Source organism: Streptomyces sp. NBC_00341 (assembly GCF_041435055.1).
Taxonomy (GTDB): domain Bacteria; phylum Actinomycetota; class Actinomycetes; order Streptomycetales; family Streptomycetaceae; genus Streptomyces.
The window spans coordinates 3,040,892-3,056,968 of sequence record NZ_CP108002.1 but is presented as its reverse complement, the minus strand read 5'-3'; the positions used below and the strand labels follow the sequence as shown (position 1 = coordinate 3,056,968).

General features: G+C 73.9%; 13 protein-coding genes. 6 read left to right on the top strand and 7 right to left on the bottom strand.

What is annotated here, in order from left to right; all coding sequences use genetic code 11:
* Positions 1 to 102 precede the first annotated feature (102 nt).
* Genes OG892_RS13615 through OG892_RS13600 form a run of 4 tightly spaced genes read right to left on the bottom strand, consistent with a single transcriptional unit; the run spans position 103 to position 5,081 of the window.
* Positions 103 to 1,437 (bottom strand): AAA domain-containing protein, encoded by a 1,335-nt coding sequence (locus tag OG892_RS13615; protein ID WP_073738310.1) that lies wholly within the window; start codon positions 1,435 to 1,437, stop codon positions 103 to 105.
* Positions 1,434 to 3,041 carry a hypothetical protein gene (locus tag OG892_RS13610; protein WP_371629284.1) on the bottom strand — a complete coding sequence of 536 codons (1,608 nt, stop codon included), beginning with the start codon at positions 3,039 to 3,041 and terminating at the stop codon, positions 1,434 to 1,436. Before OG892_RS13610 ends, OG892_RS13615 begins: the two co-directional genes overlap by 4 nt.
* Positions 3,032 to 4,204, bottom strand: coding sequence for a hypothetical protein (locus OG892_RS13605; protein ID WP_242436852.1), 1,173 nt, complete (start codon positions 4,202 to 4,204; stop codon positions 3,032 to 3,034). The genes OG892_RS13610 and OG892_RS13605 overlap by 10 nt, the downstream gene beginning before the upstream one ends.
* On the bottom strand, positions 4,104 to 5,081 hold the full coding sequence (locus OG892_RS13600; RefSeq protein WP_073738388.1) for a phosphatase PAP2 family protein: 978 nt from the start codon (positions 5,079 to 5,081) through the stop codon (positions 4,104 to 4,106). Before OG892_RS13600 ends, OG892_RS13605 begins: the two co-directional genes overlap by 101 nt.
* Positions 5,082 to 5,382: 301 nt before the next feature.
* Between OG892_RS13600 and OG892_RS13595 the strand changes: the two genes are divergently transcribed.
* Positions 5,383 to 5,979 carry a histidine phosphatase family protein gene (locus OG892_RS13595; protein ID WP_371629283.1) on the top strand — a complete coding sequence of 199 codons (597 nt, stop codon included), beginning with the start codon at positions 5,383 to 5,385 and terminating at the stop codon, positions 5,977 to 5,979.
* Positions 5,980 to 6,401: 422 nt separating this feature from the next.
* Here OG892_RS13595 and OG892_RS13590 read toward each other — a convergent pair whose 3' ends face one another.
* On the bottom strand, positions 6,402 to 7,793 hold the full coding sequence (locus OG892_RS13590) for a tetratricopeptide repeat protein (RefSeq protein ID WP_371629282.1): 1,392 nt from the start codon (positions 7,791 to 7,793) through the stop codon (positions 6,402 to 6,404).
* Between the two features lie 241 nt (positions 7,794 to 8,034).
* Between OG892_RS13590 and OG892_RS13585 the strand changes: the two genes are divergently transcribed.
* A complete protein-coding gene (locus OG892_RS13585) occupies positions 8,035 to 8,505 on the top strand; it encodes a hypothetical protein (RefSeq protein WP_371629281.1) in 471 nt (156 codons plus the stop codon).
* A 274-nt stretch (positions 8,506 to 8,779) separates the two neighbouring features.
* Positions 8,780 to 9,706 (top strand): fused MFS/spermidine synthase, encoded by a 927-nt coding sequence (locus OG892_RS13580; protein WP_328866979.1) that lies wholly within the window; start codon positions 8,780 to 8,782, stop codon positions 9,704 to 9,706.
* An 18-nt stretch (positions 9,707 to 9,724) separates the two neighbouring features.
* On the opposite strand, the gene OG892_RS13575 is transcribed toward OG892_RS13580, so the two are convergent.
* On the bottom strand, positions 9,725 to 10,264 hold the full coding sequence (locus tag OG892_RS13575) for a hypothetical protein (RefSeq protein WP_371629280.1): 540 nt from the start codon (positions 10,262 to 10,264) through the stop codon (positions 9,725 to 9,727).
* Positions 10,265 to 10,344: 80 nt separating this feature from the next.
* On the opposite strand from OG892_RS13575, the gene OG892_RS13570 reads away from it, so the two are divergent.
* The 3 genes from OG892_RS13570 (at position 10,345) to OG892_RS13560 (ending at position 14,121) form a co-directional block, all read left to right on the top strand.
* Positions 10,345 to 11,055, top strand: coding sequence for a response regulator transcription factor (locus OG892_RS13570; protein ID WP_073738315.1), 711 nt, complete (start codon positions 10,345 to 10,347; stop codon positions 11,053 to 11,055).
* On the top strand, positions 11,052 to 12,497 hold the full coding sequence (locus OG892_RS13565; protein ID WP_371629279.1) for an ATP-binding protein: 1,446 nt from the start codon (positions 11,052 to 11,054) through the stop codon (positions 12,495 to 12,497). The genes OG892_RS13570 and OG892_RS13565 overlap by 4 nt, the downstream gene beginning before the upstream one ends.
* 130 nt (positions 12,498 to 12,627) lie before the next feature.
* Positions 12,628 to 14,121, top strand: coding sequence for a cellulose binding domain-containing protein (locus OG892_RS13560; protein ID WP_371629278.1), 1,494 nt, complete (start codon positions 12,628 to 12,630; stop codon positions 14,119 to 14,121).
* A 76-nt stretch (positions 14,122 to 14,197) separates the two neighbouring features.
* On the opposite strand, the gene OG892_RS13555 is transcribed toward OG892_RS13560, so the two are convergent.
* Positions 14,198 to 15,982 (bottom strand): 2-isopropylmalate synthase, encoded by a 1,785-nt coding sequence (locus OG892_RS13555; RefSeq protein WP_371629277.1) that lies wholly within the window; start codon positions 15,980 to 15,982, stop codon positions 14,198 to 14,200.
* Between the last annotated feature and the right edge of the window lie 95 nt (positions 15,983 to 16,077).

Sequence of the window (16,077 nt, the reverse complement as noted above, 5' to 3'; positions counted from 1 at the left end):
CTCCGGTGGGCCCGACGGCCACCCTCTATTGTCCAGCCCGCCGCAAGGGCGCCCGGAGCGTGTCCGGGGGCGTGCGCGGAGCCGCTTCCCGCGCCCCCGGGCTCAACGCCCCCAGCGCACGCGGTGTTCCGCCAGATGCGCCAGCACCCGGTGGTTCGCCTCCCAGCCGTCCGGGAACTTCACGGTGACGCCCAGCTGGACCGGCTCCGTGGACGGGTGCTCGTCGAGCAGCTCCGCGACGCCCGCGCGGCAGACCACGATGCAGGCGTGCCGGTGGCGCGAGGCCAGCACACACAGCCGGCCCGTCTCCAGATGGAACGCCGTGGCGTCCGGCCGCCCGGACAGCGGGTGCAGGACCACCGTCACATCGAACTCGCGGCCCTGGAGCCGGTTCGCGGTGTCCACCGCCACGCCCGTCACCCCCAGCTCCGCGAGCGCCGCCCGCACCGCCGCCGCCTGGTCGCGGTGGGCCGTGCCGACCGCCACCCGGTCCGCCGTCACCGGGGCCGGGTCCGGAGAACGCTCGCTGGTGGCCGCGCCGCCCCGGTCGAGGAGCCGGCGCACCACCGTGGCCACCGCCCGGACCGCCTCCGGGTCCGTGCGCGGGGTGTGCCGGGCGGGCAGCTCCAGCAGCCCCCAGCCGGACTCCGCGGCCTCGTCCAGCACCCGGTCGGCCGGTGAGCCGTCGGACCCGACGCCGAACGACAGCAGCCGGTCCCCGTGGTCGGTACCGCTGCGGAACGGGGTGTACGGGTAGAACGCGTCCGAGACCAGCTGCGCGGCCGACGCGGGCAACCGCCAGGAGACCGGCAGCCTGCGCTGCGGCAGCTCCGGATTGTGCGCCAGCAACGTGGAGACCGCGCTCGCGGACGGGTCGTAACTCAGCCCCGCCCACTGGTCCGCGCCGACGATCGAGAACGGGTCGAGCTGGCCCGGATCGCCCACGAACAGCGCCCGTTCGAAGAGCCCGGCGACGGCCAGCAGCGCGTCGGAGCGCATCTGGTACGCCTCGTCGACGATCGCGTGCCCCCACGGCTCGACGTTCTTCACATGGGCCCACTTGGCGGCCGTCGAGATGACGATGTCCAGCCCGGCCAGATCCGCCGCCTTCGCCGACTTGCGTACGTTGTCCAGCCCGTCCAGCACCTTGTCGTACGGGTCCGAGTCGCTGCTGTGCAGCCGGCCGACCGGGAGCCCGGGGTCCTTCTCGGCCAGCCGCACCACCAGGTCGTCGACCTGGGCGTTCGTCTGGGCGACGACCATCAGCGGGCGGCCGGCCGCCGCGAGTTCGAGCGCGGCGCGGACCACCAGGGTGGACTTGCCCGCGCCGGGCGGGGAGTCCACCACGATGCCGCGCGCGGTGCCGTTCAGCGTGTCGTCCAGGATCTGGGCGGTGGCCCGGCCCGCCGCCGCCCCCGGGTCGAGTCGGTCGCTCACAGCAGGTCCTCCGGGGTCACGGGATCGGGGCTCTCCACAGCCGCCCCGGAGCCCGGCGGACCGCCGTGGGTCCAGGGTGTCTCCTCCGGCTCCGGCAGCTTCGGGCCGCCGCGCTGGTCGTGCTCGAAGAGCGTCCAGGCGATCCGGTCACCGGGCTCCGGCACCGAACCAGGGGCCGGCTCCCTGCCCCGGCCCATCCGGTCGGTGATCCGCAGCACCAGCGCGGGCGGCTCGCCCTCCTCCGGCGGCCCGTACCCGGCGAACTCGGCGGTCTGCGGCTTGCCGTCCAGCGAGCGGTAGACCTTCAGACGCTCCGCCAGCTGCGGCTGCTCTGCCGTGCGCACGGTGACCAGCGGGCGCGGCGAGGGGCGCTTCGACTCGGTGTACGTCATCTCCACCCCGGTCACCTCCCCGAGGAACGCCTCGCCCGCCAGCCGCCGGCCGGCCAGCACCAGCGGATCGTCCAGCGCCTCCTGGGCCTCCAGCTGCGCCTGGGCGGTCTCCCGCGAGGCGAGCTTGCGGGCCGCCGTCACCGCGTCGTCCCGGCGCGGCTGCGGCGGCTCGCCGGACCGCACCCGGTCGCGGTGGCCGGTGAACGACCAGCGGTCGCGGGTCCAGCGGTCCTCGGTCCTGGCCCCCTCCGGCAGCTCCCGCAGCAGGTCCAGGCCCCGCCACACGGCGTCCCAGGTCGGCCGCAGCACGCCCGCCAGCAGCGCCCTGATCTCCCGCTCGGCCGCCGTCAGCGCGGCGAGCCCGGCATCGGCCGACAGACCGTCCTCCGCGGCGGCCAGCGCGGTGCGCGCGCGGTCGTACCGCTCGATCGCGGGGGCCAGCAGCCGGTTGTCGAAGTCCGGGTCGGTGGCCGGTCCGGCGGGCGGGCAGAGCAGCTGTCCCGCGCGGTCCCGGGCCAGCTCGGCGCGGAGCGCGGCCTCGGCCCCAGACTCGCCGGCCGGTGGATCGACCCAGGCGAGCAGGGCGCCCAGGTGCTGGTCCTCCAGGCTGGACTGGCCGCTCGCCCAGTGCCGGTTGAGCAGATCGGTGCAGGCCAGCAGCAGCGAGGAGCCCGGCACCCGGGCGCGCTCGCCGTAGTGCGTCAGCCAGCGGCCCAGCAGCGGGACGCGGGCGGGCGCCGGATACGGGGTGTCGGGGTCGTCCTCCACGGTGCGCCGGAACCGCATGGAGCGGCCCAGCAGCCGGACGAACTCGATGCCCGCCCGGCTCGGCACGATCAGCTGCGCGGCGTCCGTGCACAGCTCGGTCTCGACCTTGACCTTCTTGCCGGTCGCCGGGTCCGTCTCGCTGCGCTCGGCGGGCTCGATGACATCGGCGTACGACTCGATGTGCGGCAGCACCGCCTCCGCCAGCTCCGCGAGGAACGCGAACCGCAGATCCCGGTCGCGCGGCTGCGCCACGACCAGCAGCCGGGGCGCGTCCCGCTCGGAGCCGACCAGGGCGCCGAGCGGGGCGCCCGCCTCGCCGGACGTGGTCAGCGGCACCAGGACCAGCGGCCGGTCCGTGAGGCGGCGGTGGCGGACCGTGGCCAGCGGCTGCGCGCGGCCGTTCTCCACGGCCTCCAGCCTGGCCAGGGTGGAGATCAGTGGCATCCGGACCCGCCCTCCAACGCCTCGGCGCGCAGCGCGGCGGCGCGGCGCAGCGCGGAGACCGTCGGGTCCGCCGGATCGCCCTCCTTGCCCGCGGCCGCGGCCAGCACCGCGCCGACCGTGGTCAGCCCGCCGAGCTCGCCCCGCACACTGCGCCCCAGCGCCTCCACCGCGCCGGTGGCCCGCGCCTTGCCCCGGCAGTGGAAGGCCAGCTCGCAGGCGGCCAGGCACTCCGGCGCGTACGCCGCGGTGACCGACTCGACGGCGCGGCCCAGCTCCTCCGGGGAGCGCTCCGGGTCGAACGTGGTGCCCTCGGGCAGGGCCGCCGCGATGTCCTCGATCCGGGTGAGCCGGATGAGCTGGCGGCGGGTGACCGCGCACTGCTTGCGCACGTCGACGACGGACGCGGCCGGCAGGTTGGAGAAGTCCTTGGGGCAGACCAGCAGCACCCGGTGGCCTACCTCAGCCCCGTCGGTGGCGGCGGCGATCCGCTCCAGCGCCAGCACGTAGACCGCGGACTGGCGGGCGGCCGCGCCGACCTTCGCGGCGTCGGCGGAGCCGTCGATCATGGGGAAGGACTTGATCTCGACGACCGTCCAGGTGCCGTCGGGGTGCACCACCACCGCGTCCGGCTCCAGATAGGCGGGCGAGCCCGCCACCTCCAGGGCCAGCATCGGGTGGTCCAGCAGCGCCCAGCCGCCCGCCCCGGTCGCCTCCCGCAGGGCCAGGGCGGTGCGCGCGGCGCGGCCCTCTGGACCGGCGGCGCTCAGATCGGGAACCGCGACGTCGCGCGGGGGTTCGCCGGGCTCACCGAGCCGCTCGTGCAGCAGCCGCATCAGCTCCGTACCGCCGTCGGCCTTGACCTTGGCCTCGAAGGCGTTGCCGCGCATGAAGGCGAACTGGGACTGGCCGAAGGGGGCCGGTGAGCCGAGTGCGGTGGCCAGGGCGGTCTTGTCGACCCCGGCCCCGTCGAGCAGGGCGCGCCGCTTGCAGCCGGGGTTGGCGGCGAGGGCGGCCAGTGCGCGGGCGTCCAGCGGACGGGGTGCGACGGCCGGGCCCCTCAGCTCAGCGAGCCGCTGCCGCAGTGTCACCGCCGACGGTACGTCCCGCGGTGCTTCCGGCGGGGACGTCGGCCGGGGCAGGTGGACCGGCCGGTGCCGGGGCATCGGTGGGGTCTGCGGAGGAGGTCCGCTGGCCGGGGATTCGCTCACCCGCGGAAGTCTTGCATCCGGCACTGACATCCGGGGACTCCGCGGCCGTACTCGGCGGTGCGAAGCGGGCCTTGGCCGCGTCGGCGACCTTGTTGGCGAGCCGGGTCACGGGCCGGCCCAGCAGGGCGCCGAGGCCCATCACGGCGGCGCCGGCCACCGCGTCGAGGAAGTAGTGGTTGGCGGTGCCCATCACCACGAAGACGGTGATCAGGGGGTAGGCGACGCCCGCCGCCCGTACGAGCGGGTGGCGCCCGTGGCGCCAGATGAGGATGCCGCACCACAGCGCCCAGCCGACGTGCAGGCTGGGCATCGCCGCGTACTGATTGGTCATTCCGCCCATGCCGCGCGGGGCGGACGCCTCTGTGCCCCACCAGCCGTACGAGCTGTACTGCGCCATCGTGTCGACGAAGCCGTGTCCGGCGGCCAGCAGCCGGGGCGGGCAGGTCGGCATCAGGGTGAAGCCGATCAGGCCGAGCATCGTGGAGGTCATCAGCCAGGTGCGGGCCCTGCGGTAGGCCTGCGAGTGGCGCCTGAACATCCAGATGAGGACGGCCGGGGTTATCAGGTAGTGCAGCGACGCGTACGCGAAGTCGGCGGGTATCCCGATCGAGGAGTGCGCGGTGAGCAGCCGGTTCAGCGGGTGCTCGAAGTTGATACGGAGCGTCTGTTCCAGGTCCAGGATGCGCAGTCCGTGGTCGACGGCCGTCGACACGTCGCCGCGCACCAGCAGTCTGCCGCCCGAATACGCCGCGTACACCAGGGCGAGCAGCGGGAGCTCGGTCCACCAGCGGGGCCGGGGGCGCTGCGCGGGCGCGGTGGTGGCAGGCGGCATCCGGAAGTTCTCCATCATGAGTTCATGCGGCCGACGGCGGACGTTCAACCGTACGGTGCGGTGCGGCCGGGATTCCCCCAGGGGTGCACTCGGCACCCCTCAGCCGCTCTGGTTCGGTCTGCGTTGAGAGGGACGCCCGTACGGCCCCAGGGGTTGCGTCACGCGCGTGTGCGGGATGATGGAAAACCGGACGTTCCGTTCCCACCCGTTCACCCGTAGCGTGTCGGACGGTTGCGTCCCTGTCGATGTCCAAGATCTCAGATCCAGCGTCAGAGGTCTCAGTTTCAGGGAGAGCCGTCACATGGCACCGCGAATCCTGCTTGCCCGGCACGGCCAGACGGAATGGTCCGTCAACGGCAATCACACCGGCAGGACGGACATCCCCCTGCTCGACACCGGGCGCGAGGGCGCCAAGCTGCTCGGGGAGCGGCTGCACCGGGGGCCGTGGGTGGATCTGCCCGGTCTTGAGGTCCGGACCAGCCCGCTGGTGCGGGCCTCTGAGACCTGTGAGCTCGCGGGGTTCGGCGAGCGGGCCGAGCCGTGGGACGCGCTGATGGAGTGGGACTACGGGGCGTACGAGGGGATGACGCCGGCCGCGATCAAGGCGAGCCGCCCGGGCTGGTTCATCTGGCGCGACGGCGTCCCGGAGGGGGAGACCCTGGCCGAGCTGTCGGCCCGTGCCGACGAGGTCATCGAGTGGGCCCGCTCGGCCGACCGCGACGTCCTGGTGTTCGCCCACGGTCACATCCTGCGGGCGCTGGGGGCGCGGTGGCTGGGCGAGGACGTGTCCTTCGCGGCGCGCATCCGGCTGGAGCCGACGTCGCTGTCCGTCCTGGGCTGGGCCTACGGGACGCCCGCCCTGGAACGCTGGAACGACACGGGCCACCTGGAGCGATAGGCCCGACGCCCCGTGGCCCCGGCATCCCGGCCCGCCCGGCGCCTCGGGGCCCGTGATCCGGCCAACCCCGGCCGGTCCGGCGCCTCGGGGCTCGCGATCCCGGCCAATCCCAGCCCGTCCGGCGTTTGAGGACGGAACCCCGAGCCCCGCGGTCGGGTATCCCAGCCCGTCCGGCGTTTGAGGACGGACCCCCGCGCCCCGGTCCGGGGCGGGCCGCTCTGCCCTCAAGCGCCGGGCGGGCTGGTTTTCGCGCCCAGGTCCGGGCAGAGGGTTCCGTCCTCAAGCGCCGGACGGGCTTGGGATGTCCGGGGTGGACGTAAACGCGCCCCGAGGCGAGCCTCGTCCGTCCTCAAACGCCGGACAGGCTTGGGTTGGCCGGGATGGCAGGGAACGCGCCCCGATCCGGGCAGAGGGTTCCGTCCTCAAGCGCCGGGCGAGCTCGTTTTCGCGCCCCGCCCCCCGGAGGGCTCCGTGCCGTGGCGGTCGAGGAAGTCCGTGATGTCGACGGAGCCCCGGCCCCGGGGCCTCAGCACCGCCACCGCGCCCGCCAGCATCGTCCTGATCCGGGAGGACCGGACCTGGTCCAGCAGGTCCAGCACCTGGTGACCCGTGGCCGCCGCCTCCTCCGCGAGGCCCGCGCGGGCCAGGTCCGTGGTCAGCTCGGCCCGGTACAGCGCCAGGTTCCGGGTGAAGTGCGGGTCCTGCAGCCGCGTCGCACGCCGCGCGTGCCTGGCCGCCCGCGACCAGTCGCCCAGCGCCGACCAGCACTGCGCCTCCAGCATCTCCAGCTCCGCCTCCCGGAAGAAGCTCATCCACTCCGGGTCCGAAGGGGCGGGCCCCTGCCCGAACGAGGTGTGCGCCCGGCCGAGCGCCCGCTCGCAGCCGGTACGGTCCCCGAGCCCCGCCCGGCCGCCCGCCTCGCGCAGCGAGAGCAGCGCCATCAGCCGCGGTGAGCCCAGCGGCCGCGCGGCCCGCAGCCCCGCCTCCGCGGCGCGCAGCGACTCGCGGGAGCGCCCGGTGTCCCGGGCCAGGAACGACGCGTTGCAGAAGGCGTGCGCCTCCAGCGCGTGGTCCCCGGCCACCCGCGCCGTGGCCAGCGCCTCCGCGTAGTGCGAGCGGGCGTCCTCGAACCGGCCCGAGTCATGGGCCAGCCAGCCCACCGAGATCGCCAGCTCACCGGCCCCGGAGTGCAGCCGGTCGGCCGTGGAGCGCCGGGTCGCGGTTCCGGAGTCGAGCAGCGCGTACGCCGCCCGCAGCGGCTGCGAGGCCCGGCGGTACAGGCCGTCACCCCCGTGCCGGTCGTCCAGCAGACGGATCTGCCGTACCGCCTTCTCCACGGCGTGCACCTCCGCCTCGCCCACCCGGCGCTGCGCGGGCAGGGAGACGGAGGCGGCCACGCCGCCCAGGCCCAGGCTCAGGGACGCGGCCGCCATCGTGGTGGAGCCGCTTGTCATGAATACGCGACGCAGCACGTCGCACTCCTCGTCGGTGTCGCTGCCGAGCAGCGGCGAAGTCGGGGACGAAGGGGCGTCCGCGGCGGACGGTGCCCCCCGGCCGCGTACCGATTCACGCGGTGAGAAGCCCAGGTCCACCAGGTTCGCCCCGGGGAACATGTGCAGGAAGACCCGCTCGTAGGCGTAGTTCGGGCAGCGGATCTCGCCGGACTCCACGCGTCCGATGTACCGGGCGTCGCACGCGACCTGCTCGCCGATCTCGCGGGCGGACCTGCGTACCGCGGCAGCGAACTCCCCGGCGGAGCGCGGGCCGCGCAGCCGCCGGAAGGCGAGGTTGGGAACTGCCCGTGTCGACACCATGGCGGGGCCCTCTCTGGTGCGAGCCGGGCGATTGATTCCGGTGTCCCGGCGGAGCAAGAACGTACCTGTTGTGACAACTCCCACACGCTGCGTTTACGAACAAAACGGGTATCTCGCCCACGATCCGCCATGAACTGCCACCCTTTGCAGCGGTGTGGGGCCGTAGCCCTTGACGCGGTCCGCGCGTTGGTCCATGTGGCGACGGAGTCCGGCTCCGCCCGGCGATGAGAGGAGAGGTCCCTTGTTGCACACCGACATGGCGACCGGCTCGCGGACGACCGCGACGACGGCCGCACAGACCGCGACGACCGGCCCCGTGGCACGTGCGGAGGAGCCCGCCGCGACCGGCCCGCTTCCCGGCGCGGAACCCTGCGACCTGGTGACCGTTCCCGCCCGGCAGGGACTGGAGGCGGCGGACATCCTGCGCCGGGGCGCCGATCAGGAGGCCGTCGGCCCGGTCCTGCACGACGGCCCCTGCGCCACCGTCGGCTTCCTGGTGCCGCCGGGCACCGCAGAGGCCTGGGACGTACCGGGCAGCGCCTGTACGAGCACCAACGGCCGGGGGCTGCGCATCCCCGCGGAGCCGCCCGTCTCCGGCAGCGGCTGGCTGCTGCCGCCCGGCGACGACACCTCGGTCACCGACCCGGCCGCGCTGCGGGCCGCGCTGGACCAGGCCGCCCGGCTGATCGAGGCGGCCGACAACTGCCGCTGAGCCCATAATGTCCTAGGGGCGTGTCCGCAAAGTCTCGCCTGCCCGGCGACGCCTGGCACGCACTCTCGCCGCACCGGGCGAAGACCCAAGTACGTCCAGTACGAGGGTCTGCGCCCGGCACGCCGAGAGCACGCACCAGACGCCGCCGGGCCCGCCCTCCGGGCGGACGACGCGACTTCGCGGACACGCCCAAGGGGCGGTGAGCGCGACCGCCCCGCACGGCCGGACCCGGCCGGTCCCGGACCCTATGAGCAGTGAGCAGGTACGAACGGCAGTGGCACGTCGAGGAGGTTCCGGCGAAGCGGGGAGCCGCAAGCAGCGCGCGGACCGCAGGACCGACCGCAAGGCGGCCCGCGGCTCCGGGCCCCCCGGGGGCAACGTCTCGGAACCGGTGGACGGCGGCCTCGCCGAGCTGGTGCCCGACCGGGAGCGCAGGCGCGCCTGGACGCTGACGATCGACGGCGCCCCGCAGTCCCACGTGGACCTCGAAGACCCGGCGTACCTCTCCTTCGAGTACCAGCGCCGGATCGGCCACATCGCGGACCTGGCGGCGCCCGCCGGGCAGCCGCTGCACGTCGTGCACCTGGGCGGCGGGGCCTTCACGCTCGCCCGCTACGTCGCGGCGACCCGGCCCCGCTCCACCCAGCAGATCGTCGAGGTGGACGCGGCGCTCGTCCAACTGGTGCGCCGGGAACTGCCGCTGGACCCGCAGGCCAGGATCAGGGTCAGGGCCACCGACGCCCGCGCCGGGCTCGGGAAGATCCAGGACGACTGGGCGGACCTCGTCATCGCGGACGTCTTCAGCGGCGCCCGTACCCCCGCCCACCTCACCAGCACCGAGTTCCTCGCGGAGGTGCGCCGCGTGCTGAAGCCCGGCGGGACCTACGTGGCCAACCTCGCGGACGGACCTCCGCTGGCCCATCTGCGCGGCCAGATCGCCACCGCCGCCACGGTCTTCCCCGAGCTGGCGCTGGCCGCTGACCCGACCGTGTTCCGCGGCCGCCGCTTCGGCAACGCCGTACTGCTCGCCTCCGACGTGGTGCCGAAGGTCGCGGAGCTGACCCGCCGGGTCGCGACCGATCCGCATCCTGGGCGCGTCGAACACGGGCGGGCGCTCGCGGACTTCACCGGGGGTGCGGCCCCGGTGCACGACGCCGACGCCAGGCCCTCGCCGCCGCCACCCGCGTCCGCCTTCGACTGAGCGCCCGCTACACCGCCGTCACGTCACGATCTCGACCTTCGGCGGATAGCCGTTCCAGGTGCAGAACACCGAGACCGTCGTGCCGTCGTCCCGGGCGAAGTTGACCCGGATCCAGGCCGGTTCCGTCCAGACCCGCATCGACCAGCCCTGCTCCGGCGTCGCGGAGACCAGCTTCGCGCTGTCCGCGCCCAGCTCGAAGACGACCCGTCCGCCGTCCGTCGCGTAACTCCTCGCCGTCCCGGCGGGGGTGGCCGAGGCAGCGGGCCGAGGCGTGCCCGCCGGGGCGTGCGAGCGCGAGGGGGAGGGACTCACCGACGTCACGGACGGCTTCGGGGCGGAAGCGGACTTGTCGGCGCCGGGTGACGGGGACGGCTCGGGGCGGTGCGTCGAGGACGACAGGGACTCCGTGGTCGCCCGCGCGCTCGCGGAGATCGGCACCGCGCGCGGCGGGTCGTACGCCGTCCCCGCCATCACCGTGTGCACGCCCCACCACGACAGCGTGACCGCGCCGCCGGTGGCGAGCGACCACGCGAGCCCGTGTACGAGTCCTCGTCGCATCCGGCACATCCTGCACCATGGGGGACCGTCCTCCGGATCGGGGCGGCCCCCGAGGTGCCCGATGGCGTACGGTGCCGCCCATGCCAAGTGTGCTTGTGGTCGAGGACGACCAGTTCGTACGTTCCGCCCTCATCCGGCACCTGACCGAGGCGTCGCACACCGTACGGAGTGTCGGCACCGCGCTCGAAGCGCTGCGCGAGGTCGCCCACTTCCGCTTCGACGTGGTGATCCTCGATCTCGGGCTGCCCGACCTCGACGGCTCGGAGGCGCTCAAGATGCTGCGCGGCATCACTGACGTCCCCGTCATCATCGCGACCGCCAGGGACGACGAGAGCGAGATCGTCCGGCTGCTCAACGACGGTGCGGACGACTACCTGACCAAACCCTTCTCCGTGGAGCACCTCGCCGCGCGGATGGCCGCCGTGCTGCGCCGCTCGCGCGCCTCGGAGGGCCGGTCGGCCTCCCCGCGCGTCATCCGGGTCGGCGGGCTCTCCATCGACCCGCTGCGGCGACTGGCCGAACTCGACGGCACCGACCTCGACCTCACCCGGCGGGAGTTCGACCTGCTGACCTTCCTGGCCGGCCGGCCGGGCGTCGTCGTCCCGCGCAAGGAACTGCTCGCCGAGGTCTGGCAGCAGTCGTACGGGGACGACCAGACCATCGACGTCCATCTGTCCTGGCTCCGCCGGAAACTGGGCGAGACGGCCGCCCGGCCCCGCTACCTGCACACCCTGCGCGGCGTCGGCGTGAAACTGCAGCCGCCCGCCGCGCCCCCGGAGCAGCCCGCATGAGATGGGCGCTCGTCAAGGTCTGCCTGGCCGTCACCGCGATGGTCGTGATCGCCTTCGCCGTACCCCTCGGTCTCGTCATCAAGGAGATGGCCAGCGACCGGGCCTTCTCCGACGCCGAACGGCAGGCCGCGACGATCGGCCCGACGCTCTCCATCACCACCGACCGCGCCGAACTCCTCAAGGCCGTGCTCACCACGGAACCCGGCGCCCACGACCGGATGGCCGTCCACATACCGGCCGCCGCGGAGGCCGACAGGCAGGCGGTGGAGATCGGCCGCCGGCGCGCCACCCGCAAGGACCTGGAGACCGTACGGGCATCGGGGCGCGCCTCCATCTCCGAGGTGCCCGGCGGCTCCGCGTTGCTCCAGCCCACCGCGCTCGGCGCCGGGGGCACCGCAGTCGTCGAGGTGTTCGTGCCCGATGACGAGGTCTCCAACGGGGTCACCACCGCCTGGCTGATGCTGGCGGGCGTCGGCATCGCGCTGATCGTCGGCTCGGTCGCGGTGGCCGACCGGCTCGGCGTGCGCATGGTGGAGCCCGCCCGGCGGCTCGCGGGGGCCGCCCAGGACCTGGGGGAGGGTCGGCTCGGGACCAGGGTGCCGGAGGAGGGCCCGACCGAACTGCACTCCGCCGCCGTCGCGTTCAACTCCATGGCCGACCAGGTCGTCCAGCTCCTCGCCAACGAACGGGAACTGGCCGCCGACCTCTCGCACCGGCTGCGCACCCCGCTCACCGTGCTCCGGCTCAACGCCGCCTCGCTCGGAGAGGGCCCGGCGGCCGAGCAGACCCGGGCGGCCGTCGAGCAGCTGGAACACGAGGTGGACACGATCATCAGGACCGCCAGGGAGCAGCGCCCGCAGACCCAGGGACAGGTCGGCGGTCCGGGAGCCGGCTGCGACGCCTCAGAGGTGATCCGCGAACGCATGGCCTTCTGGTCCGCGCTGGCAGAGGACGAGGGCCGCGAGGTGCGCCTCGCCGGAGTGGACCGCACGGTACGCATCCCGGTGGCCCGCCCCGAACTGGCGGCGGCACTGGACGCGCTGCTCGGCAACGTCTTCCGGCACACCCCGGAGGGCACCGCCTTCGCCGTGGACGTGCACCACAGCGGCGAGGCGGTGATCGTGCTGGTCTCGGACGCGGGCGGCGGCATCGCGGACCCCAGGGCGGCGCTGACGCGCGGCGGCAGCGGACAGGGCGGCGCGATGGGCGCGGTGGGCTCGACCGGGCTCGGCCTCGACATCGTCCGCCGGGTCGCGGAGTCCACCGGCGGCGATGTGCGGATCGGCCGCTCGGTGCTCGGCGGCACGGAGGTGCGCATCTGGATCGGGCTCGGCGGGCAGCGTCCGCAGCGGCTCGGGCACCGGCTCGGGCGGCAGCGGCGCGCGGTGAACCGGCGGGGCGCGGGGACCCGGTTCCGCTCCGGAACGGGCCCGAACCTTTAGACCGGCCGATGCGCTCCTTAAGCCCGCCCTAAGAACATCAACTCGGGTCCCAAGTGCCGTATTTGCCGGATTCATTGCCGCTAGCGTGCTCTCGCATCCCCCCACTTCCGTATGACGAGGCAGGAACGCGATGGGCACCAGCACGCACCGGCGCACGGCGAGCACCCGGACCAAAGCGGTCGGCGCGGTCGTCGCCGCGGCCGTGATCGGCGGGACGGTCTTCGCCCTCACCGGCACGGCCCAGGCGTCGGCGGTCGGCGCCGCCTACACCAGGACCAGCGGCTGGACGGGCGGCTACACCGCGCAGTACGTCGTCACCAACGACACGGACAGCGCCAAGTCCGGCTGGACGCTGGAGTTCGACCTCCCGGCGGGCACGAAGCTCAGCTCGCTGTGGAACGGCGAGCACACCGTCGACGGCAACCACGTCACCGTCACACCGTCGAGCTGGGACAAGGAGCTGGCCCCCGGCAAGTCCGTCACCATCGGCTTCGTCACCAGCTCCGACGGCAAAACGGCCGGTTCCGGCGCGGACGACAAGGCGGCCGACCCCACCGGCTGCGTCGTCGACGGCGCCAAGTGCTCCGTCGACACCGGCGCCGCCCCGCAGCCCAGCGGCCGCCCCACCCGAACCGCGGCCCCCACCGCTACCCCCACCCCGACCGGGTCCGGCACCCCCACACCGGCCCCCACCAAGACCGACGCGGACGGTGGCAGCGGCGGTACGGCGAGCGGGGCGGGCTTCGCCCCGTACGTCGACACCTCCCTCTACCCCGCCTTCGACCTCACCGGCACCGCCACCAAGACCGGCGTCAAGCAGTTCAACCTCGCCTTCATCACCTCCGGCGGCAGCTGCGCCCCGCTCTGGGGCGGCGTCACCGGCCTCGGCGACGACCAGGTCGCCTCCCAGATCGACGGCCTGCGCGCGGCGGGCGGCGACGTCCGGGTCTCCTTCGGCGGCGCGTCCGGCTCCGAGCTGGCACTGAACTGCACCTCGGCGGCCGACCTGGCCGCGGCCTACGGCAAGGTCGTGGACACGTACAAGCTGACCAAGGTCGACTTCGACATCGAGGGCGGCGCGCTGCCCGACACCGCGGCCAACTCCCGCCGCTCCCAGGCCATCGCGCAGCTCCAGAAGTCCCACCCCGGCCTGGACGTCTCCTTCACCCTGCCGGTGATGCCGGAGGGCCTGACCCAGCCCGGGGTGGACCTGGTCGCCGACGCGAAGAAGAACGGCGTCGACGTCGGGGCCGTCAACATCATGGCGATGGACTACGGCGCCTCGTACAGCGGTGACATGGGCACGTACGCGATCCAGGCCGCCACCGCGACGCAGGCCCAGATCAAGGGCGTGCTCGGGCTCTCGGACGCGGACGCCTGGAAGGCCGTCGCGGTCACCCCGATGATCGGGGTCAACGACGTCAGCACCGAGATCTTCAAGGTCGAGGACGCCACGCAGCTGGTGGAGTTCGCCCAGGAGAAGGGGATCGGCTGGCTCGCGATGTGGTCTGGCACCCGGGACAAGGAGTGCGAGGGCGGTGCGAAGCCGACCGCCGACGCGTCGTGCAGCTCGATCGCCCAGGAGCCGCTCGCCTTCACGAAGGCGTTCGGCGCCTACAAGTAGCCACCATCCCCCCGCGCATCCCGGCCGGTCCCCACGTCCCCCACAACCGGCCGGGGTGCGCCCCCATGTTGCCGGGCTACCGCGCCCGGTTGACCGCCGACAGCACCGCCGCCACCGACGCCGCGAGCGCGGACGCGTCCTGGCCCGCCCCCCAGCGGACCTCGCCGTCCACCCGGCACTCGGCGTACGCGGTCACCGTGGACCGGGCCGCGTCCGCCCCGTGCTCCGAGAAGTCGAGGATCGTGACCTCCACCCCGGCGGCAGCCAGCGCCTCCGTGAACGCGGACACCGTGCCGGCGCCCGTGCCCTCGTAGTCGCCCTCCCGCCCGTCCACCCGCAGTGTGCAGACGAACCGCCGGCCACCGGCCGGATCACGCTCCGCGGACCAGGACGTCAGGGCGATCGCCCCGTCCCGCCCCGGGACCAGGTACGTGGCCCCGAACAGCTCCCACAGGTCCTTCGGCGTGGCCTCCAGCCCGCTGCCGTCCGTCGCGTCCTGCACCGTACGGGAGAAGTCCGCCCGCATCCGGGCCGGCAGGTCCACCCCGTAGTTGCCGCGCAGCAGATGGGCGATGCCGCCCTTGCCGGACTGGCTGTTGACCCGGATGACGGCCTCGTAACTGCGCCCCACGTCCGCCGGGTCGATCGGCAGGTAAGGCACCGACCACACCTCGGAGCCGCTGCTCGCGTGGTGCGCGAAGCCCTTGCTGATCGCGTCCTGGTGGGTGCCGGAGAACGCGGTGTAGACCAGGTCGCCGCCGTACGGATGGCGCGGCGGCACCGGCAGCCGGTTGCAGTGCTCGACCGTGCGGCGGATCTCGTCGATGTCCGAGAAGTCGATCATCGGGTCGACGCCCTGGGCGTGCAGGTTCAGCGCCAGGTTGACCAGGTCGACGTTGCCGGTGCGCTCCCCGTTGCCGAACAGGCAGCCCTCCACGCGCTGCGCCCCCGCCAGCACCGCGAGTTCCGCGCACGCCACCCCCGTACCCCGGTCGTTGTGCGGGTGGACGGAGAGGATCACCGAATCGCGCCGGTCCAGGTGGCGGTGCATGTACTCGATCTGGTCGGCGTAGACGTTGGGCGTCGCGATCTCCACCGTGGCCGGCAGGTTGTGGATCACCGGGCGGTCCGGTGAGGCGTCCCACAGCTCGGTCAGGCTGTTGCAGATCTCCAGTACGTAGTCCGGCTCGGTGAGGATGAAGACCTCGGGCGAGAACTCGAACCGGATGTCCGCGCCGGGCCTGGCCCGCGCGAGGCGCTCCATCCGCCGCGCGGCGTCCAGCACCACCCCGTGCACGCCGGCCCGGTCACGTCCCAGGACGACGTCCCGCCAGACGGGGGCGGTCGGGATGTAGAGGTGGACGACCACCCGGTCCATGCCCGTCACGGACTCGAAGGTCCGCTCGATCAGATCCGCCCTGGCCGGGGTGAAGACGACCACCGTCACGTCGTCCGGCACCGCCCCGCTCGTCGCCAGATGCCGGACGAAGTCGAAGTCGGTGCGGCTCGCCGACGGGTAGCCGATCTCGATCTCCTTGAAGCCCATCGCCACGAGCAGGTCGAACATTCGGCGCTTGCGCGGGGTGTCCATCGGCTCGGCCAGCGCCTGGTTGCCGTCCCGCAGGTCGACGGGCACCCAGAGCGGGGCCCGCTCGATCCGGGCCTGCGGCCAGGTGCGCCCGGTCAGCGGGATCTCCACGCGGTCGAAGGCGGAACGGTAGCGGTGCGACGGCATCGAGCTGGAGCGCTGCCGGTTCCACCGGGGCGCGGCCGAGGGCACCGGGCCGCGCGGGGTGCGGATCGTGGGGAAGCTGTGCATCGGTGACAGATGGTCGGACATGAACGCGGTCTCTTCTCGCATCGCCGGATGCGACCGGCACAGCACGGCACCCCGCGGCGGGGTGCCGATCGCTTCAGGCCCCGCCGCGGCAGCCGAGAAGAAGGAGACCGCGGTAC

Bases quoted from the DNA above. Each gene is read 5' to 3' on its own strand.
- OG892_RS13610 (WP_371629284.1), bottom strand. From the start codon at position 3,041: ATGCCACTGATCTCCACCCTGGCCAGGCTGGAGGCCGTGGAGAACGGC.
- OG892_RS13605 (WP_242436852.1), bottom strand. From the start codon at position 4,204: ATGCCCCGGCACCGGCCGGTCCACCTGCCCCGGCCGACGTCCCCGCCG.
- OG892_RS13600 (WP_073738388.1), bottom strand. From the start codon at position 5,081: ATGCCGCCTGCCACCACCGCGCCCGCGCAGCGCCCCCGGCCCCGCTGG.
- OG892_RS13595 (WP_371629283.1), top strand. From the start codon at position 5,383: ATGGCACCGCGAATCCTGCTTGCCCGGCACGGCCAGACGGAATGGTCC.
- OG892_RS13590 (WP_371629282.1), bottom strand. From the start codon at position 7,793: ATGGTGTCGACACGGGCAGTTCCCAACCTCGCCTTCCGGCGGCTGCGC.
- OG892_RS13575 (WP_371629280.1), bottom strand. From the start codon at position 10,264: ATGCGACGAGGACTCGTACACGGGCTCGCGTGGTCGCTCGCCACCGGC.
- OG892_RS13570 (WP_073738315.1), top strand. From the start codon at position 10,345: ATGCCAAGTGTGCTTGTGGTCGAGGACGACCAGTTCGTACGTTCCGCC.
- OG892_RS13565 (WP_371629279.1), top strand. From the start codon at position 11,052: ATGAGATGGGCGCTCGTCAAGGTCTGCCTGGCCGTCACCGCGATGGTC.
- OG892_RS13560 (WP_371629278.1), top strand. From the start codon at position 12,628: ATGGGCACCAGCACGCACCGGCGCACGGCGAGCACCCGGACCAAAGCG.
- OG892_RS13555 (WP_371629277.1), bottom strand. From the start codon at position 15,982: ATGCGAGAAGAGACCGCGTTCATGTCCGACCATCTGTCACCGATGCAC.